The following is a 17,040-nucleotide window of genomic DNA, read 5'->3' as shown; positions in this document are numbered from 1 at the left end:
ATACCCTATCATTCACTTTTTTTCACTATGCCAATAGGAGAAATTACAGATTCACGTGCACTTTCCCCGAAGTCTTGGCATCGACCTTCACGATCCGCTTTACTTCGTGCTCGTACTCCCAGTCCGTTTTCGCGTTGAGCTCGTGGCAGCGCATCAGCGCGTGATAGAGGGCGAAGCCGAAGTCGACATGCTTCATCTCGTAGCGGGTTCCGTGCGCTTTTGGCAGGGCGGTGTTGATAATTTCGACCTGATAGGTAGCCTTCTCCCGCTTCTCCCTGACGGGGACGATGTAGCCCATCTGCTTCAGCACAAAACCGTAATCGAACTCGCCCTCATCGTCAAAGTCAATCGTGTCGTCAGACGTCGCCAAATACTCCAGCAGCGTGCCCATATCGAGCGTCTCGAAGCAGGCGGGCTTGGGCAGCGCCAACACCGAGCCATCCTGGTTCACAAAATAAATATGGTCGCGATAATGGAAGATCAGTTCATCCTCGGGAACTTCCGCAGAAAACATCCAGTAGCTTGGCGGAATCAGCAAGCGCCAGATTTGCGCAGGGGTTGCATTCATCAATTCCATGGCAGGGTCCCTCCTTTACCCTACCAGTTTTGGCAAAACGCGCCTCCCGTATTCAGCCGCTCCCTTCCATGAACCGTCGCCAGTCGCCATGCGCTACCTTCGTTCCGGCCTGCCTTGCGTACTCCTGATCCAGATAGCGATAGACGTACACCAAAACCTCCTGTCCGGTGTCGGCCAAACGGGCTGCGACGATCATCCGCTCGTACTCGTTGCGCGGATCTCCCTCTCCGTAATACGTCTCCAACTCGTCGAGGACGGCGAGTGCCTTGTCGTACACTTCGGGGGCAAAATCAAGGACAGCGCCTGTCACTTCTGCCTCGTTCTTCTCCTCCGCTCCTATCAATAAGCCGGGATAGCCTTCTGGCAAATGATAGATTTCCCCCCGGATCGTCGCCTTGCGTTCTGTATGGGGAAACGGCTTGACACAGATGGCATGATTGGAAAAGCCTCTTAACAACGTACCATAGACAAAAACGGGAAGCTGCCTGTGCAACTCGATTCACTCCAGTCTGTTCCTTGATAGATGGCGGAAAATGGCGGAAAAGAAATAAAGGGTGTTTTGCGTAGCGAAAATTTTGTATATTTATTCTATATAAATTTTTATGTCTCGCGCTGAGACGGAGGGAGAGAGAGATTTGGCAAAAGGAAAGATCAATCGGTTACTGGTAGCAAACCGCGGAGAAATTGCAATCCGTATCTTCCGGGCTGCCACTGAGCTCGGCATTCGCACGGTTGCGATTTACTCCGAGCAAGACAACGTCTCGATTCATCGTTTCAAAGCGGACGAGTCCTACCTGGTCGGGGCCGGAAAAGGCCCGATTGAAGCCTACCTGGACATTGACAGCATCATCGAGATCGCCAAGCGCAACGATGTCGATGCGATCCACCCAGGGTACGGCTTCCTCGCCGAAAATGCCGAATTCGCCAAGCGCTGCCAGGAGGAAGGCATCATTTTCATCGGACCTTCTCCTGAATTGATCGAAAAGTTCGGCGACAAGGTAGAAGCGCGAAAGCTTGCCATCGAAGCGCAAATTCCGGTCATTCCAGGGACGCCGGAGCCGATCGAATCGCTGCAGGAGGCTCTCCTGTTTGCCAAGGAATACGGCTATCCGATCATCATCAAGGGGGTTTCCGGCGGCGGCGGCCGCGGCATGCGCATTGTGCGCAGCCAGGACGAGTTGCAGGAGTCGCTGGATCGCGCCCGTTCCGAGGCACGTTCATCGTTCGGCAACGCCAAAGTCTATTTGGAGCGGTATCTGGAACAGCCCAAACATATCGAAGTGCAAATTCTGGGCGACAACCACGGCAACATCGTGCATTTGTACGAGCGCGACTGCTCCGTCCAAAGACGCCATCAAAAAGTCGTGGAAGTGGCGCCAAGCCTCTCTCTCGACGACAGCCTGCGGGAAGAAATTTGCCAGGCGGCTCTCACCCTCATGAAAAAAGCAGGCTACTCCAACGCAGGGACGGTCGAGTTTTTGCTCACGCCGGACAAGCGCTTTTACTTCATTGAAGTCAATCCGCGCATTCAGGTGGAGCATACCATCACCGAGCTGATTACGGGCATTGACATCGTGCAGTCGCAAATCCGCATCGCAGAAGGGCACGCTCTCTCCAATCCGGAAATCGGGATCGCCTCGCAATCGCAGATTCACATGAGCGGCTATGCCATCCAGTGTCGCGTCACGACCGAAGATGCGGAAAACAACTTCCTGCCCGATGCTGGCCGTCTGTCAGCCTGGCGGTCCGGCGGTGGCTTCGGCGTTCGTCTTGACGGCGGGAACGGCTACCCCGGCGCGATCATCACGCCGTACTACGATTCGCTTTTGGTCAAAATCTCCACGTACGGGACAAGCTTTGACCAGGCCGCGCGCAAAATGCTCAGAACGTTGCGTGAATTCCGCATTCGTGGCGTGAAAACCAACCTGCCGTTCCTGGAGAATGTCGTCACGCACCCTGATTTTCTCAGCGGAAACTACGACACCTCCTTCATCGATACCAAACCGGAGCTGTTTGTATTCCCTAGTCGTCAGGACAGGGGTTCGAAATTACTATCGTACATCGGGAACACGATTGTCAATGGGTATCCAGGGATGGCGAAGCCGGACAAAAAGCCGCACTTTGACTCTCCGCGCATCCCGCGCACGCCGTTTGCCCAGCCGTATCCGGACGGCACGAAGCAAATTCTCGACCGGGAAGGCGCAGACGGCCTGGTTCGCTGGATACAAGAGCAAAAACAGGTGCTCGTTACCGACACGACCTTCCGCGATGCGCACCAGTCGCTGTTTGCCACACGCGTGCGCACCTACGACCTCGCCTCGATTGCCGAAGCGACGGGCAAGCTCGGGGCGGGACTTTTCTCCCTGGAAATGTGGGGCGGCGCTACGTTTGATACGTCCATGCGCTTCTTGCAGGAATCTCCCTGGGAGCGGCTGCAAATTTTGCGCGAGCGCATCCCGAACATCCTGTTCCAGATGCTTTTGCGCGGGGCGAACGCGGTCGGCTACACGAACTACCCGGACAACGTCATTCAGGCGTTTGTCAAAGCATCCGCAGCCAATGGCATCGACGTCTTCCGGATCTTCGACAGCCTGAACTGGCTGCCGGGCATGCAGACAGCGATTGATGCGGTGCGCGAAACAGGCAAAGTGGCCGAGGCGGCGATTTGCTATACCGGCGACATTTTGGACCCGACGAAGACGAAATACACCCTGGCCTACTACGTCAACCTGGCCAAAGAACTGGAAAAAGCCGGGGCGCACATCCTCGCCATCAAAGACATGGCGGGCCTCTTGAAGCCTTACGCTGCCTATGAACTGATTCGCGCCTTGAAACAGGAGATCGGCATTCCGATTCACCTGCACACGCACGACACATCCGGCAATGGTGCGGCCATGCTCTTGAAAGCCGTCGAAGCCGGAGTCGATATCGTCGATGCATGCGTCAGCTCCATGTCCGGTCTGACCTCGCAGCCGAGCCTGAACGGGTTGATCGCGAGCCTCGCCCATACCGAGCGCGATACGGGCCTGTCGCTTGACTCGTTCAACAAGCTGTCCGATTACTGGGAGGATGTCCGCCCGTACTACCAAGGCTTCGAAAGCGGCATGAAGGCCAGCAACACAGAGGTCTACATCCACGAGATGCCGGGCGGCCAGTACACCAACCTGGAGCAGCAGGCCAAAGCGGTCGGTCTGGAAGGCCGCTGGGACGAAGTGAAGCGCATGTACGCTGTCGTCAACCAGATGTGCGGCGACATCGTGAAGGTCACCCCTTCCTCCAAGGTCGTCGGCGATCTGGCCCTGTTCATGGTGCAAAACAACCTGAATGAAGAAAATATTTGGGAAAAGGGCGAGCGTCTCGACTTCCCGGATTCCGTCATCCAGTTTTTCCAGGGCTACCTGGGCCAACCGCCGGGCGGCTTCCCAAAACGACTGCAACAGCTCGTCCTGAAAGGCCGCGATGCTTTCACCGCTCGTCCGGGCGAGTTGCTGGCGCCGATTGATTTTACCGAGGTCGCCGCCGAACTGGAGGAAAAAATCGGACGCGAGCCGAGCGAGCTGGACGTGCTCTCGTACATCATGTACCCGCAGGTGTACCTGCAATACGACCAGCGCCTGAAAGAATACGGCGATCTGTCCGTCCTGAACACCCCTACGTTCTTCTACGGGCTGCGTCCAGGCGAAGAGACGGCTATTACAATCGAGCGCGGAAAAACATTGATTATCAAGCTGGTTGCCATAGGCGAGCTGCATCCGGACGGCCGACGCATCATCTACTTCGAGTTGAACGGTCAGCCGCGGGAAATTTTTGTCCGCGACCAGTCGGCCCAAGTGTCCGAGACAATCCGACGCAAGGCTGACTCGCAAAATGCCGCTCACCTGGGTGCCTCGATGCCAGGCAAAGTGCTGAAGGTGCTGGTGTCCGAAGGGGACAAGGTGCGCAAAGGCGAGCACCTCCTCGTCAGCGAAGCGATGAAGATGGAGACAACGATTCAGGCGCCGCAGGACGGAAAAATCAAGGCCGTTTACGTCAAAGCGGGCGAAGCGATCGAAACCGGCGATCTGCTCATTGAAATGGAGTAGGCATCGTCTATAATGGAAGGGAACAGACGATAATTTCCATGGGGTTCCATATATTCGGGGGGAGGGGATCGGCTTGAAAGTAGATCGAATCAGCCACATTCCGTATAGCCAGCGAGTAGGCCGCTACCATTTCCAGATGGTCCAGGCGAAGCTCAGCGCACCTGTCGCGCCGGTTTTTGGCTATAGCCTGCAGCCCTACTACACCCGGCAGCAACAGTGGATGACTGATCTCTCCGATTCCCTGTCCCGCCTGTACCGCCTTTTTGCCGACCTGGATCAGGCTGCGCGCGAGTTTGATCCGGCTCGGCCAACCAGCGCGATCCATCAGCAAGCAGTCGTCTCATCTGTTCCCGAGGCGGCAGTTGTCCAGGCCCATTCGCAAGCAGCGAACGGTACGCACCGTTTGCGCATCGTCTCGCTCGCGAGCAGACAGTCCCTGACAGGCAAGGCGTTGCCGGGCGACGCTCCTGCCGTCGTTGCGGATAGCCCGCAGCAGTTTGTGCCAGGCAGGGATCACGCCGCTGGTTCGCCTGGACGGGAGCCCATCACGAAGAAAGCGACCGACGCCGTCTTTTGGTGGGATGGCACACTGCATACAAGCCCTTCCAACCAGATCGCACTCTCAGACGGGGCGGTGCAGCTTTCCCTGCTGAGGGCGGAGGCGAACGATATTTTCATCGAAATCGCGCCGGACGTGGAGTTCATCCTGCGGCATACCCGCACGCTCGTCAACATCTATAACCGCCTGCATGCTTTCTTGGCGGATCCGTTTTCCGGCTGGGCGACGCAAAAGCTGGAGACGTTTACGCGATTGGCGCAAGCGACCGATGGAGCGCTCGGCGGCTACGGCCTGCGCGTACAGCCGGATGGGCAGATCGCCTTGCATGAGGCGACGTGGCGCGAGGCGGTGTCTGCCGACTTTTCCGGTTTCGCCAAAGAAATGGCTCGCCTGTCCCGCTCTCTTCGCGAGGAAGTCATTCGGGTGCAGAGCAAGCCGTTTGCCTCGTTCGCCCGCCCGTATGACGCGGCGCTCTCGGCCAATCCGTACGAGCGGACGACAGCTTCCGCCATGCAGTTTTGCTTTGCCGCGCGGACTGGCTTGTTTTTCAATCAACGGTGGTAAAAGGCTTGCGGGCCTCGCCCCATAAAACAAACAGGTATGCCCTAGCTCCTAGGCCGCATACCTGTTTGTTTTTTATCCCCGGTCCATCAGCTCTTCCAGGTCGTGCTCGTCTACTCTTCCCTTTACCGGCTGGGCATGCACCGGCGGTTCGTCATGCTTTTTAAACAGCGACTGCATCTTGTCCACCAGCTGCGGAACCGAATCGAGAATCCGGTCGTACAGATGCGTCGTATTTTCAAGCGGTATGGAGCGAATTCCTTGTTTTCCGACCACTAAAAAGGCAACCGGAGTGATTGAAACGCCGCCCCCGCTACCGCCCCCAAACGGATGGCCTGCGATTCCCTGGTGGTGCTGGTCGTACTGAAACTCGCTCCCCCCTGCCGCAAAGCCAAATCCTACTTTCGAGATCGGGAGAATCACGCTCCCGTCCGGTGTCTCGACCGGATCGCCGATAATCGTGTTGACATCGACCATTTGCTTGAGATTTTCCATCGCCGTGCGCATCAGGCCTTGAATCGGATGGTCTGCCATAGTAAGCTGCTCCTCCTTCCTGTATGTCTCATCTGTTAACATTCCCCCAACGTTTTCAGAGCATGTACCGTTGTCCCTGCAAAGAATGCTGAATCGCTCCGAGGGCAGACGTTTTACGCCTGCGATGGCGTCGATTGCCATTTGCGCTGGCTGCTTTTTCGGATGCGCAGAGCGATTTTCAATAAAGAAGCAAGAAAATGGCCCAGGTAAAAATGAAGCTCGCAGCGAAAAGTCGACTGGATGACCGCTGCGTTCCAGACAGGCTGGACACTCATCTTCGGCATCGTGCGCAACGATATGGAATGCGACAAGACACCGACAATCACGCTTTTGACTCCCCAGATGACCCCCGTCAAGGCCCCGGTCTCAGCCGCCTGCCCTGTGCCCAAAAGCGTATGCCACTCCAGCTTGGTGCAGTGAATCTGCTTGCACAAGTTTTGGATCAGCGGCAACAAATCCCGCACCCGGTCGACCAGCTCCCGGTAGTTGTGGTACCACTTTTTCACCTGTCTGCGCGTAAAATCTTTGACCTTCTCCTGGATTTTGCTTCCTTGCTGGATCGTGTCCACCTTCGCGACCAGCTCCGGGCCGGCTGGAGACACTTTGAACAGCAGCATCGGTATTTCGTATTTGCGGGAAAAAAGACCGTGCCATAACGTGATCTCGATGGTCAACTGGTCGTCTTCCTCTTTTCGACTGTAGTAACACGTGATTTTGACTGGCGTGATGGCCAGCAGTATCAGCAACACAAGCAATCCGGCAAATACCCAGCCCCACAAAAAAATCCCACCCTTTCCACCGTTAGTATGAGTGGAAAGAGCAGGAAATATGTTTGAAATCTTTTGCGTTAATCCAGTACGTACACTTTTACACCTTGCTTCATGCCGTAGCTTCTGGCTTCTTGCAAGGTCGGCACATACAAGTCCACATGACGCTGCTTGACGGCGCCGCCGATGTCGGCCGCGACCGCATAGCCGTAGCCGTCGATATACAGATGGCTTCCCAGCGGAATGACAGCCGGATCGACCGCGACGACTCCCTCGCGCAGCGGATACTCCAGATACGACAGGATCGGCTGGTTCGCATAGCTGTAGGCCGTCGTCTGGACGGTCAGCGCCTGCTTGTAAGCGGTTCCGTTAACAAGCTGCTGCGTCCTTTTCGCCGTCTGGCCGTTGAGCAAATGCAAAGCCGCATACGTGGCGGCTTCCGCCCTCGTCATCGCGTTTTTCGGCTTCAAAGTACCGTCGGCATACGGACTGACCAAGCCTTTTTCCAATGCGTATACAAATGCCCGCTGGTAACTCTTGTCCACGCGCTGTCCATCCGGGTACTTGGCCAGCGTCTGGATCGTCGTCGACCATTTCAGCTGGTTGGCGGCACCGCTTTCGCCCCTGGAGCGAACCAAAATGGATACCAGCTCTTCTCGCGTGACAGGCTCGTCCGTCTTCAAAAGCACCTGGCTTCCCTGTCTGGTCCCATGAACGATTCCCAGCCGATAAGCGGTTTCGGCAAAAGGAGCCATCCAACTGCTTGCGGGAACGTCGGCAAACGGCGATTGGCTGGTCGCTGCGGGCGCAATGCCCTTTGCCTTCACGAACATCGTCACCAGCTCGCCGCGTGTGACCGGATCGTCCGGGCGGAACGATTCGGCATCGCCAACGGCTCCGCTTATGTACAGTTTCTCGATTTCTTTTTTGGCCCAATGGTCTGCAATGTCTGTATAAGGTGTCGCATTCGTCTCGTTTATCTTTGCCTCTGCGACCGGCGCGCCGATGACCAGCAAGGCTGCCAGCGAGGCCAGGATCAACTGTTTCCTCATCATCATCCTCCAAAAAAGCGATTTGAAATCCTTTTCGTATCATTGTATCGAAACATTTCGGGAACTCAATGTACAATTGTTTCCAGACAGCCATAGCCGCTTCGAGAGCTTTTGACCGAGCGGCGCCTTTGCACCGGGCCGTTTGCCTGAATGAAAAAAGGCCCTTGATCGGCACGTGGCGTACCCAATATCAAGAGCCTTTTGCTCTGTGCTTTTGTTATTTGGCGAAAATATGCTTGCCGATCTTCATTACTTGCGGACGAGTCCAGATCCATTTGGACGTGGCGGTCGATGGATTGAAGTAATAGAGCGCACCATTGGTTGGGTCCCAGCCTCTTACGGCTTCCCATGCGGCCCGGTAGGCCGTCTTGTTGGGGCTCAACCAGTACTGTCCATCCAGAACCGCCGTAAACGCGTACGGCTCGAAAATGACTCCTTTGAGCGTGTCCGGAAAGTCTTTGGATTGAAGGCGATTCAGGGCGACCGCCGCGACGGCTACCTGCCCCGTAAAGCTTTCTCCCCGTGCTTCCGAATAAACCAGCTGGGCGAGCATTTGCATCTCGTTTTGATTGACCGATACTTTTTTTAACGCCCGCCATGTATGTGTACCAGCGACGCCATCGACTGGCAATCCATATGCTTTTTGAAACGTTTTGACTGCCTGGACGGTGTTCGCTCCGTAGATGCCATCCAGCCGGTCCGTGTAATACCCCAGCAGTTGCAGACGGTACTGCAAATCCCATACATCCCCGCTCTCGCTGCCTCGCTTCAAGAGAGGCGCGGCAAAAGATTCGGCAGGGCAAACAAACGCGACGGCAAGCATCGCCGCGAGCAGGGTCGTCACTGTTTTTTTCACCCATGACATGAACATCCCCTCCTTACGCCATCATTCTACTAGCTGGCGAAAGCAGGTTCAATTCAAGCATTTTGGCAGCACAGGTAACATATGACGCCCCTTTTCGTCCGTTAGCCTTTGGGCCGGAAAAGGAGCGCCATCAAAAAGCCAAAGACGATCGCCGCCGATATGCCTGCGCTGGTCACTTCAAAAATGCCGGTGACAATGCCGATCAGTCCGTGCTGCTCCGCTTCGGCCATTGCTCCGTGGACGAGGGCATTGCCGAAGCTGGTGATGGGAACGGTAGCGCCTGCCCCGGCAAACTGGACGAGCGGCTCATACAGCCCGAAGCCGTCCAGCACCGCCCCGGCGACCACCAGCGATGACATGGTGTGTGCCGGAGTCAGCTTGACGACATCCATGAGAAATTGGCCGATCACACAAATGATTCCTCCTACGAGAAATGCCCATACAAACGTCATGCTATCACCCTCCAGGTCACTCGGACTCGATGGCCACGGCGTGGGCGACGCAAGGGATGCTCTCTCCCTGCTGATATGAAATCGGCGAGAGCAGCGCGCCTGTCGCCACCACCAGCATCCGCTTCCATTCGCCCGCGCGCATCCTCCGCAGCAGGTGGCCATAGGTAACGGTCGCCACGCAGCCGCAGCCGCTCCCCCCGGACCAGACATTCGGGTTGTCTCCGTAGATGAGCTTCCCGCAATCGATGTAGCGCTGCAGCGGCACCATCACGTTATGCTTGGGCAATAGTTCCGACAAAATTGCATGCCCCACCTTCCCCAAGTCTCCCGTTACCACCAGGTCGTAGTGGTCGTGCGGAAGCTGGAAGTCGCGAAAATGCGTTTCGATCGTTGACAGCGCAGCCGGAGCCATCGCCGCCCCCATGTTGAACGGATCGGTCATCCCCATGTCGACGACCCGGCCAATTGTGGCACCGGTGACGCGCAAACCAGCGCCTTTGTTGCCAACCACGGCCGCCCCAGCTCCCGTGACCGTCCACTGAGCGGTCGGCGGCTTCTGGGAACCGTACTCGGTCGGGTAGCGATACTGCTTTTCTGCCGCCCCGTTATGGCTGGACGTCGCCGCGAGCACGCAGTCCGCCGCCTGGCTGTCCACGAGCTGCGCAGCCAGCGCCAAGCCTTCCATGGCGGTCGAGCACGCTCCGAAAATGCCGAGAAAGGGAATCGCCAGCGTGCGGGCGGAAAAGCTGGCGGAAATGATCTGGTTCATCAAATCGCCGGCGAGCAAAAAGTTGATTTGCTCCTTCGTCAGCCCCGCTTTTTCGATGGCTTTCGAGCACGCTTCCTCCAGCAGCACTTTTTCTGCCTTTTCCCAGCTTTCTTGACCTATCATCAAATCCCCGTGCAGCGTATCGAAATCCTCTGCCAACGGCCCCTGCGCTTCGAACGGCCCACCGATGGCAGCGTGGCCGAGAATAACCGGCTTGGAGGGAAACACCCACGACTGATGACCCTGGCGCATGCGTCACCCTCCCATCGTAAACAACGTTTTCAACAGACCGATGACGAATGCGGCAGCAACACCAAACACGATGACAGAGCCTGCCAGCTTGAACATATTGCCGCCTACGCCAAGCACCAGCCCTTCGCTGCGATGCTCGATGGCAGCTGAGGTAATCGAGTTGGCAAAACCGGTCACCGGAACACTCGTGCCCGCCCCTGCCCATTGCGCGATCCGGTCGTAGACGCCCAAACCCGTGAGCAGCGCCGAGAGCAGGATCAGGACAGCGACTGTGGGATTTCCCGCCGTTTTCTCGGTAAAATCAAAGTATCGGATGAACATCTCTGTAATCCCCTGTCCAATCAGGCAGATGGCACCCCCTACCAAAAAGGCGCGGGTGAAGTTGCGTACGAGCGGAGGCTTCGGCTCATGGCGCTTCGCCAGCTGCTGATACTCCTGCTGCACCGGGGTCAGATTCTTCTTTTTTTGATCCGCCACTCTTCTTTCGCTCCTTTTTCACCGTATCAAAAACGGCTTGACTTGGTCGATGACTTGCTGCAATTGCTCCGCGTCACGCTGATAGGTCTGTTTGGCCTCCTCGCTTTTCGTCCCCAAGGCAAACAACTCCAGATCAGCCTGGCATTTTTTCAGTGTCGCAAACGTCAGCTTCATCGCTTGCGGAGCCGGCACCTGAATTTTGTCGTCATACAAATCAAGGTACAGCTCTCCGCCTTTGTCGACCTGGCCGAGAAACACGTTCTCCAGCGCCACGCCCGCTTTTTGCAGCTGCGTGCGCACCCAGCGGCGATTGTAGCCCGCAGTCGCCAACGGCTCGTCCATGATGACGCCATCCATAATGACGACCTGTCCCTCTTCCGCCGGCGGCACCGTCATTTCCAATTGCTGCGGCGTCACGGGTTGGTTCTCGGACTTCAACAGCACGCTCAGTTCCCCGTTTGTTTCCATCAGGGCGAATTCCACATCTGCGACCCGGAACACGTTTTTGATTCGCAGCTGCTCCAGCAAATCTTCCGCCGTCAGACGTTCCTTTTTCAGATTGTCCTCCAAAATTTTCCCTTCTTTAATAAGAACGGTCGACTTGCCTTCGAAAAAATCGCGCAGCACTTTACTTTTGAGCGTCAGCCATTCCATCAGGACGGGGACAATCGCAAAAACACCCATGGCAATCAAACTGTGAACAATCGGCCCGTCCATTTCCGTCGCCATGAAGGCGGCAATGGAACCAATCGTGATTCCGACGATGTATTCAATGAGCGTCAGCTGCTTGATTTGCCGCTTTCCGATAATTTTGGTGAGAATAAACAAGTACGCCAGCGCTCCCACTGAGCGCAGCAAAATATTTAACCAGTCAGGCATGCTCCACCTCCGTCAGCCTTTGCCAGAAAAGCCAAGAAAGAGGGAGTCTCTCCCCCTCGTTCCCGGCAGGCTAGAAGCCTTTATACTGTGGCTCTTCATTTTCCAACTCGGTTACCCGTTGCTGCAGGTTGTTCACAATCGCCTGGGTTTGCTCGGCAGCTTCTGTGTACAGTTGCTTCGCTTTTTTGTTTTGCGTGCTCAGCGCGAACGACTCCAAATCTGCCTGCGCTCCCTTCAAGCTGGCAAGCGCTTGTTTGACCTGTGCTCCGACTGTCATACTTCCTTCACCTCCCAACACGTATAGAATCGGCCTCTCTCGCGGAAATATGCGGTCAAGTTTGCCATTTTCCCTGTAAGTTATTACCAAATGTTTCCATGCCCAAAAAAGAAAGACACCCGCGGGTGCCTTTCCTCATCCAGCTATGCAATTAGCCACGGCCAGCCAATTGTTGTTCAGCAAAGGCAACAAGACGTTTTGTAATCTCGCCACCGACTGAACCGTTTTGACGGGAAGTGGTGTCCGGGCCGAGCTGAACGCCGAATTCAGAAGCGATTTCGTACTTCATTTGGTCCAGCGCTTGGTTTGCTTGGGGAACCACCAGATTGTTGCTAGAGCGGTTGTTGTTAGCCATCTGTAATCACCTCCTCGTCGTTGGTGTAGGTTTAATATGCGTGAAGTTTTCTTTGTTCATTCGCCATTTTCTTTTCCAATTTTAGACTCCCGCTCGAACAGCAGCGCGGCGATGCGGGTAGCCGCTTCCGGACGCCGCAGCTTGTCCATTTGCAGGACGATCCTCTCCTTTTGATCGGATTGGCGCCAACGCCTGATGACGTCCCGGACTTCCTCCGGCGTTCTCGCCAGCATGGCTGCGTTTTGCTGTGTGAGAAACGCGCTGTTATGCCTCTCCTGTCCAGGCAGCGGCTGATACACGATCAGCGGCGTCCGCAAAGCGAGCGCTTCTGCACACGTGATGCCTCCTGGTTTGGTCACATACGCATCCGCCGCGCCCATCCATTGCCACATGCATTCCTCAAAGCCTTTGACGATCAGCTCGTGCCGCTCCGCTCTGTGCGCCAGCCCTGTCTCCAACCGCTTTTTCAGACGGGCATTTTTTCCGGTGACGACGATGATTTGCAGCGGCTCTTCCTCTGTGAACAAGGCGCGAATGACTTCTTCCATTTGACCGTAGCCGCCCTCGCCTCCGCCAATCAGCACGGTAAAACGCTCGGGGGCAATCCCGAGCCGCTGTTTCCACTCGTGCCTGGTCGTGTTCGCTGCCAGGCTGAACGGACGACGGATGGGAATGCCGCAAACGTGAATGTTTTCACGAGGAATCCGATAGCGTTGCTGCAGTCGCTCCGCCATTTGTTCATGCGCTACCATGTAGGCGTCGATCCGCGGATCTACCCAAAAGCGGTTCAGGTGAAAATCAGTCGGCACGCTGACCAACTGAAACGGCTTGTCTACCTTTTGCTTGGCGTAAGCAAGCGCCGACAGGCAGTAGGCATGCGTCGCAATCACGACGTCCGGCTGCTCCGCCAGCAGCACCCGCCGAAGCAGTCTGGCTGCCAGCCACCAGCCGAGCGGCTTGGACAGCGACTTTCCCCACACCTCATCCTGTTCGTACATCCTTTGCCAGACAGGCTTGGCATATTTGAGCATGTTGAAATAAAAAAAACGGGACAGCACGCGCAAACCGGGGCTGGCTGTCTGCAAGCCTCCGATCACCCGAACTGATTCCGCACCGTCCATGTTCTGCAAAGCCTCCCGCAGAGCCTCTGCTGCTACCCTGTGTCCGCTCCCTGCCCATTCCTCCGTGACCAGCAAAAATCGTTTCGCCATCAAAGCGAATCCTCTGTCGTCTGCTGCCTGCTTGGTCCGTAGCGGGCAAGCAAAAGTTCCTTGGACATGTAGACCCGTTTTAACGGCATGTCGTGCTTCCACGTCTGCACCCGTCTTTTGCCATGGGGATGGACCAGCCTGAGCATGAGGCGCAAGTACCAGCGCTTGTAGCGGAAAAACCAGTTCATCGGCACATCGGAAATGGAAAATCCCAGAGGGGCCACGCCTTTGTGCAGCATGGTTGTGCCTACGATTCCCTTGATTTGCTCCCGTTCTTCCATCGCTTCCAGAAAAGCCGCCAGTCGAGGCAGCGACTGCAAAATATGCCTGCGCAACAACAGGGCAACCCGCAGCTCGTCCTGCACTCCCCGGCAAAGCGTGGCAAAGTAATAGTTGTGAATATGTATTTTCAGAATCAGATCGCCGTCACGAATACTTCGTTCGTCTGACGTGCGCAATGTCTCCCCTCGGTAACGCAAGGGAACGACCCGAAAAATGTTCTTTCCTTTTTCAATGTAGGTCAGTCTGGTGCACCGTTGGTAGATTTCATCCCAGTAGCCCCATAGCATCAAGAGATTTGTGTTCATGTGCAACGGTTCCTTTCCCGCGTTGTTTACTTTGTAGTATTCCCCACTATCGCTTCCTTTCATTACCTGATTAGGCCCTTTTCAGCCGTCCCCACAGCATGATGGCTGCCGAAGCCATCGCCGGAAGCCACATGTGGTTGAGCAGCAGCGGATTGATCCATTTCCATACGTACGGGTCTTCCAGACACATGTCCACCGCCGTAAAAGCCAGCACTCCGCCCCCGATGATGACCAAGCCCGGAAAACGGTTCATCAGTCGCGCCACCCACGCGCTTCCCCACATTAACAGCGGAATGCTCATCCCCAGTCCAAGCAAAACCAGCCCGATATCGCCATGCGCCGCCCCACCAACCGCCAAAACATTGTCCAGACTCATAACAAAATCCGCCAAGATAATCGTTCGGACGGCCTGGCCGATTGTCTGATTATGCGCGACCTCTGTCGTTTCCTCCTGGTGGTTCACCATCAGCTTGACGGCAATCCATAAGAGCAGTCCTCCCCCGATCGCCTTGACCAGCGGAATATCCAGCATCCACGTTGTCACGCCCGTTAAGCCTACACGCAGGACAACGGCCCCGATCGTTCCATACAGGACAGCGCGGCTTCGCTCCCGCAGAGGCAAGCCCCGACAAGCCATTCCTATGATGACAGCATTATCGCTGCTTAGCACCAGATCAATCATGAAAATATGTACCAGACCCAGCCAAAAATGCTCTCCCATCCCTGCCTCCCTGGTCCATCCAACGTTTGTCCATTCTACTTTATGCGACGAGAATGGGGCTCATGATTGCATATTTTTCCGAATGAAGGCGTATTTCAGCGGATTTTGTCAATAAAAAATTCCCACAAAATAATATTTTATCGAGAAATCGGGATAATTATACCTTGTCTACTCTTACCCTTTTCCCTTACGATTTTAGTGGGGTGGATAATGCGATGGTGGAGACTGTGACGCTTAATCTATTGAACGTTTCACGGAAAATTTTAGATCTGGCTCCAAGAATTACTACAATATGGATGGAGGAAATTGTTCGCAGTATGGAAATCTCTGTAACAATTCCTCGTGATTTTGCGGAGAAACGCACGATACTCTTAGCCCGCTATCTGGTGGAAAACGTGGACCAGGACATGCAGAACTGGGCACTGGATATGGGAGAGTGGCTGCGTTCGCAGGAGTTCCCCTTCTCCTCCATTTTGCGTACGTATCAGCTGTATCGAAATGTTTTTTGGCGTGTGCTTCAACCCGAACTGCAACAATGGTCGCTCTCTCCGCAGGACATGCATTACCTGGAAAAACAACTGGGGAAAGCGATGGATGAAAGTGTTTTCTGGGCTGTCTATCATTTCGAGCAAATGATAAACAAGGAGCTCGTCCAAAAAGAAGAAACGATTTCGTACCTGCATAACGACAAACTGACCATGCTGGGGAAAATCGCCGCCAACATGGCTCATGAGCTGCGCAATCCGTTGTGCGCAATCGAAGGCTTTCTCAAGCTGATTAGCGAGTCCACACAGGAACAGGCGCAGCTGCAAACGTACATTCAAGTCGTGATGCATGAATTCGAAAATTTGCATCGGCAAATAACCGGCTTTCTCAGCTTTTCCAAAAAGCCGATTCTCGATGAAATATTCAAAACTGTCCAAGTTGAGCAACTGCTGGAAGAAGTAGAAACGCTCATTACTCCGCGACTGGTAGGAGAAAATATACGATTTGAAAAACAAATCCACCCCTGCGCTCTGGCTTGTTATGAGGAAGGCCTAAAACAGGTCGTCGTCAATTTGTTGAACAATGCGATCGACGCTGTGCAAAATCGGACGGACAAGTACATCCACGTCATTGCCACCGCTTCGGACGGCTGGCTCTATTTGAACGTGGAAAACAACGGAGAGATGATTCCTCCGGACATTGTCGAGATTTTGTTTCAGCCGTTCTTCACCACCAAGCAAAACGGGACAGGCATCGGTCTGTCGATCTGCAAAAATATTATCGAGAAGCATAATGGCACGATCCATTGTGATTCCAACGAAAACCGCACCCGCTTCGTCGTATCGCTGCCGATTGTCTCGCCAGAAAAGGCAGTGGAAGCAACGCAATCCATGTAAGCGTCCGTTGAACCGTGAGGCTGCGCCAGCTATTGGCGTAGCCTTCGTGCGTTTATTCGAAAGAAGGAAGCAGAGCCATTCCTGGCATCCTAGCCGCATTCGAGAACGGGGCTGCACCAAATAAAAAAGCCTCCTGGAATTCAGGAGGCAATGCAAGAGATCCGTTACCCATTCGTTCGGTAAGCGATCTTAGCCTTACTGTACACGAAAACATATGTTTCTACCACCCTAAACGTCAGACAGCTTTCGACATCGGCGTGGCAGCAGTGGGACGCTCCAAGGACGATGCGCATTCTCAGGCCTCTCTCCCTTTTTGAGGCGGTCATTCTTCCGCTTGGAAGCCTTTCATGCAAAAATAAAAAGCAGAAAACCGACTGGCTCTCTGCTTTTGCGCTTTTTCGTATGGAGCGGGTGATGGGAATCGAACCCACGCGACCAGCTTGGAAGGCTGGAGTTCTACCATTGAACTACACCCGCATCGGACTGATATGGTGCCGAGGACCGGACTTGAACCGGTACGGGAGAAACTCCCGACAGATTTTAAGTCTGTTGCGTCTGCCCATTCCGCCACCCCGGCAATTTCGTTACGAATCTTTGGGCAAAGCATGGTCGGGAAGACAGGATTCGAACCTGCGACCCCTTGGTCCCAAGCCAAGTACTCTACCAAGCTGAGCTACTTCC

General features: G+C 55.0%; 18 protein-coding genes and 2 tRNA genes. 3 read left to right on the top strand and 17 right to left on the bottom strand.

Going from position 1 to position 17,040, the window contains the following annotated elements:
* Positions 1 to 43 precede the first annotated feature (43 nt).
* Together ACTHO6_RS16480 and ACTHO6_RS16475 are read right to left on the bottom strand one after the other, a co-directional pair.
* The gene (locus tag ACTHO6_RS16480) at positions 44 to 577 is read right to left on the bottom strand and encodes a hypothetical protein (RefSeq protein WP_440242850.1); all 534 of its coding nucleotides are present in this window, start codon (positions 575 to 577) and stop codon (positions 44 to 46) included.
* A gap of 52 nt (positions 578 to 629) precedes the next feature.
* The gene (locus ACTHO6_RS16475) at positions 630 to 1,070 is read right to left on the bottom strand and encodes a gamma-glutamylcyclotransferase family protein (RefSeq protein WP_440242849.1); all 441 of its coding nucleotides are present in this window, start codon (positions 1,068 to 1,070) and stop codon (positions 630 to 632) included.
* A 142-nt stretch (positions 1,071 to 1,212) separates the two neighbouring features.
* On the opposite strand from ACTHO6_RS16475, the gene pyc reads away from it, so the two are divergent.
* Both pyc and ACTHO6_RS16465 read left to right on the top strand, forming a co-directional pair.
* A complete protein-coding gene (gene pyc / locus ACTHO6_RS16470) occupies positions 1,213 to 4,659 on the top strand; it encodes a pyruvate carboxylase (protein WP_440242848.1) in 3,447 nt (1,148 codons plus the stop codon).
* A gap of 73 nt (positions 4,660 to 4,732) precedes the next feature.
* Positions 4,733 to 5,782 carry a flagellar filament capping protein FliD gene (locus ACTHO6_RS16465; protein ID WP_440242847.1) on the top strand — a complete coding sequence of 350 codons (1,050 nt, stop codon included), beginning with the start codon at positions 4,733 to 4,735 and terminating at the stop codon, positions 5,780 to 5,782.
* Positions 5,783 to 5,854: 72 nt separating this feature from the next.
* Here the strand turns inward: ACTHO6_RS16465 and ytfJ are convergent, their stop codons facing one another.
* From ytfJ to ACTHO6_RS16400, 13 genes are all read right to left on the bottom strand, one after another.
* A complete protein-coding gene (ytfJ, locus tag ACTHO6_RS16460) occupies positions 5,855 to 6,313 on the bottom strand; it encodes a GerW family sporulation protein (RefSeq protein ID WP_440242846.1) in 459 nt (152 codons plus the stop codon).
* A 113-nt stretch (positions 6,314 to 6,426) separates the two neighbouring features.
* Entirely contained in the window at positions 6,427 to 7,092 is a 666-nt protein-coding gene (locus ACTHO6_RS16455) for a DUF2953 domain-containing protein (RefSeq protein ID WP_440242845.1), read from the bottom strand.
* Positions 7,093 to 7,160: 68 nt separating this feature from the next.
* A complete protein-coding gene (locus tag ACTHO6_RS16450; protein WP_440242844.1) occupies positions 7,161 to 8,132 on the bottom strand; it encodes an S-layer homology domain-containing protein in 972 nt (323 codons plus the stop codon).
* Between the two features lie 217 nt (positions 8,133 to 8,349).
* On the bottom strand, positions 8,350 to 8,997 hold the full coding sequence (gene sleB, locus ACTHO6_RS16445; RefSeq protein WP_440242843.1) for a spore cortex-lytic enzyme: 648 nt from the start codon (positions 8,995 to 8,997) through the stop codon (positions 8,350 to 8,352).
* Positions 8,998 to 9,098: 101 nt separating this feature from the next.
* Entirely contained in the window at positions 9,099 to 9,449 is a 351-nt protein-coding gene (gene spoVAE, locus ACTHO6_RS16440) for a stage V sporulation protein AE (RefSeq protein WP_440242842.1), read from the bottom strand.
* A 16-nt stretch (positions 9,450 to 9,465) separates the two neighbouring features.
* Positions 9,466 to 10,470: a stage V sporulation protein AD gene (gene spoVAD, locus ACTHO6_RS16435; RefSeq protein WP_440242841.1), complete on the bottom strand. Its 1,005-nt coding sequence runs from the start codon at positions 10,468 to 10,470 to the stop codon at positions 9,466 to 9,468.
* 3 nt (positions 10,471 to 10,473) lie between these two features.
* Positions 10,474 to 10,947 (bottom strand): stage V sporulation protein AC, encoded by a 474-nt coding sequence (gene spoVAC / locus ACTHO6_RS16430; protein WP_440242840.1) that lies wholly within the window; start codon positions 10,945 to 10,947, stop codon positions 10,474 to 10,476.
* A gap of 18 nt (positions 10,948 to 10,965) precedes the next feature.
* The gene (locus tag ACTHO6_RS16425) at positions 10,966 to 11,826 is read right to left on the bottom strand and encodes a DUF421 domain-containing protein (RefSeq protein ID WP_440242839.1); all 861 of its coding nucleotides are present in this window, start codon (positions 11,824 to 11,826) and stop codon (positions 10,966 to 10,968) included.
* Between the two features lie 70 nt (positions 11,827 to 11,896).
* Positions 11,897 to 12,103, bottom strand: a complete 207-nt coding sequence (locus ACTHO6_RS16420) for a DUF1657 domain-containing protein (protein ID WP_440242838.1) — start codon at positions 12,101 to 12,103, stop codon at positions 11,897 to 11,899.
* A 151-nt stretch (positions 12,104 to 12,254) separates the two neighbouring features.
* Positions 12,255 to 12,458 (bottom strand): alpha/beta-type small acid-soluble spore protein, encoded by a 204-nt coding sequence (locus tag ACTHO6_RS16415; RefSeq protein ID WP_005830919.1) that lies wholly within the window; start codon positions 12,456 to 12,458, stop codon positions 12,255 to 12,257.
* Positions 12,459 to 12,514: 56 nt separating this feature from the next.
* Positions 12,515 to 13,669, bottom strand: coding sequence for an MGDG synthase family glycosyltransferase (locus ACTHO6_RS16410; RefSeq protein ID WP_440242837.1), 1,155 nt, complete (start codon positions 13,667 to 13,669; stop codon positions 12,515 to 12,517).
* Positions 13,669 to 14,256, bottom strand: coding sequence for a YkoP family protein (locus ACTHO6_RS16405; protein ID WP_440242836.1), 588 nt, complete (start codon positions 14,254 to 14,256; stop codon positions 13,669 to 13,671). Before ACTHO6_RS16405 ends, ACTHO6_RS16410 begins: the two co-directional genes overlap by 1 nt.
* Positions 14,257 to 14,326: 70 nt before the next feature.
* A complete protein-coding gene (locus tag ACTHO6_RS16400; RefSeq protein ID WP_440242835.1) occupies positions 14,327 to 14,977 on the bottom strand; it encodes a TerC family protein in 651 nt (216 codons plus the stop codon).
* 215 nt (positions 14,978 to 15,192) lie between these two features.
* Between ACTHO6_RS16400 and ACTHO6_RS16395 the strand changes: the two genes are divergently transcribed.
* Positions 15,193 to 16,359 carry a sensor histidine kinase gene (locus tag ACTHO6_RS16395; RefSeq protein ID WP_440242834.1) on the top strand — a complete coding sequence of 389 codons (1,167 nt, stop codon included), beginning with the start codon at positions 15,193 to 15,195 and terminating at the stop codon, positions 16,357 to 16,359.
* A 403-nt stretch (positions 16,360 to 16,762) separates the two neighbouring features.
* Here the strand turns inward: ACTHO6_RS16395 and ACTHO6_RS16390 are convergent.
* Positions 16,763 to 16,836, bottom strand: a tRNA-Gly gene (locus ACTHO6_RS16390).
* A 12-nt stretch (positions 16,837 to 16,848) separates the two neighbouring features.
* Positions 16,849 to 16,936 (bottom strand) — tRNA-Leu (locus tag ACTHO6_RS16385).
* Positions 16,937 to 17,040 lie beyond the last annotated feature (104 nt).

This window comes from Brevibacillus sp. SAFN-007a, from assembly GCF_051967035.1.
Taxonomy (GTDB): domain Bacteria; phylum Bacillota; class Bacilli; order Brevibacillales; family Brevibacillaceae; genus Brevibacillus.
This window is presented reverse-complemented; position numbering and strand designations above follow the sequence as displayed.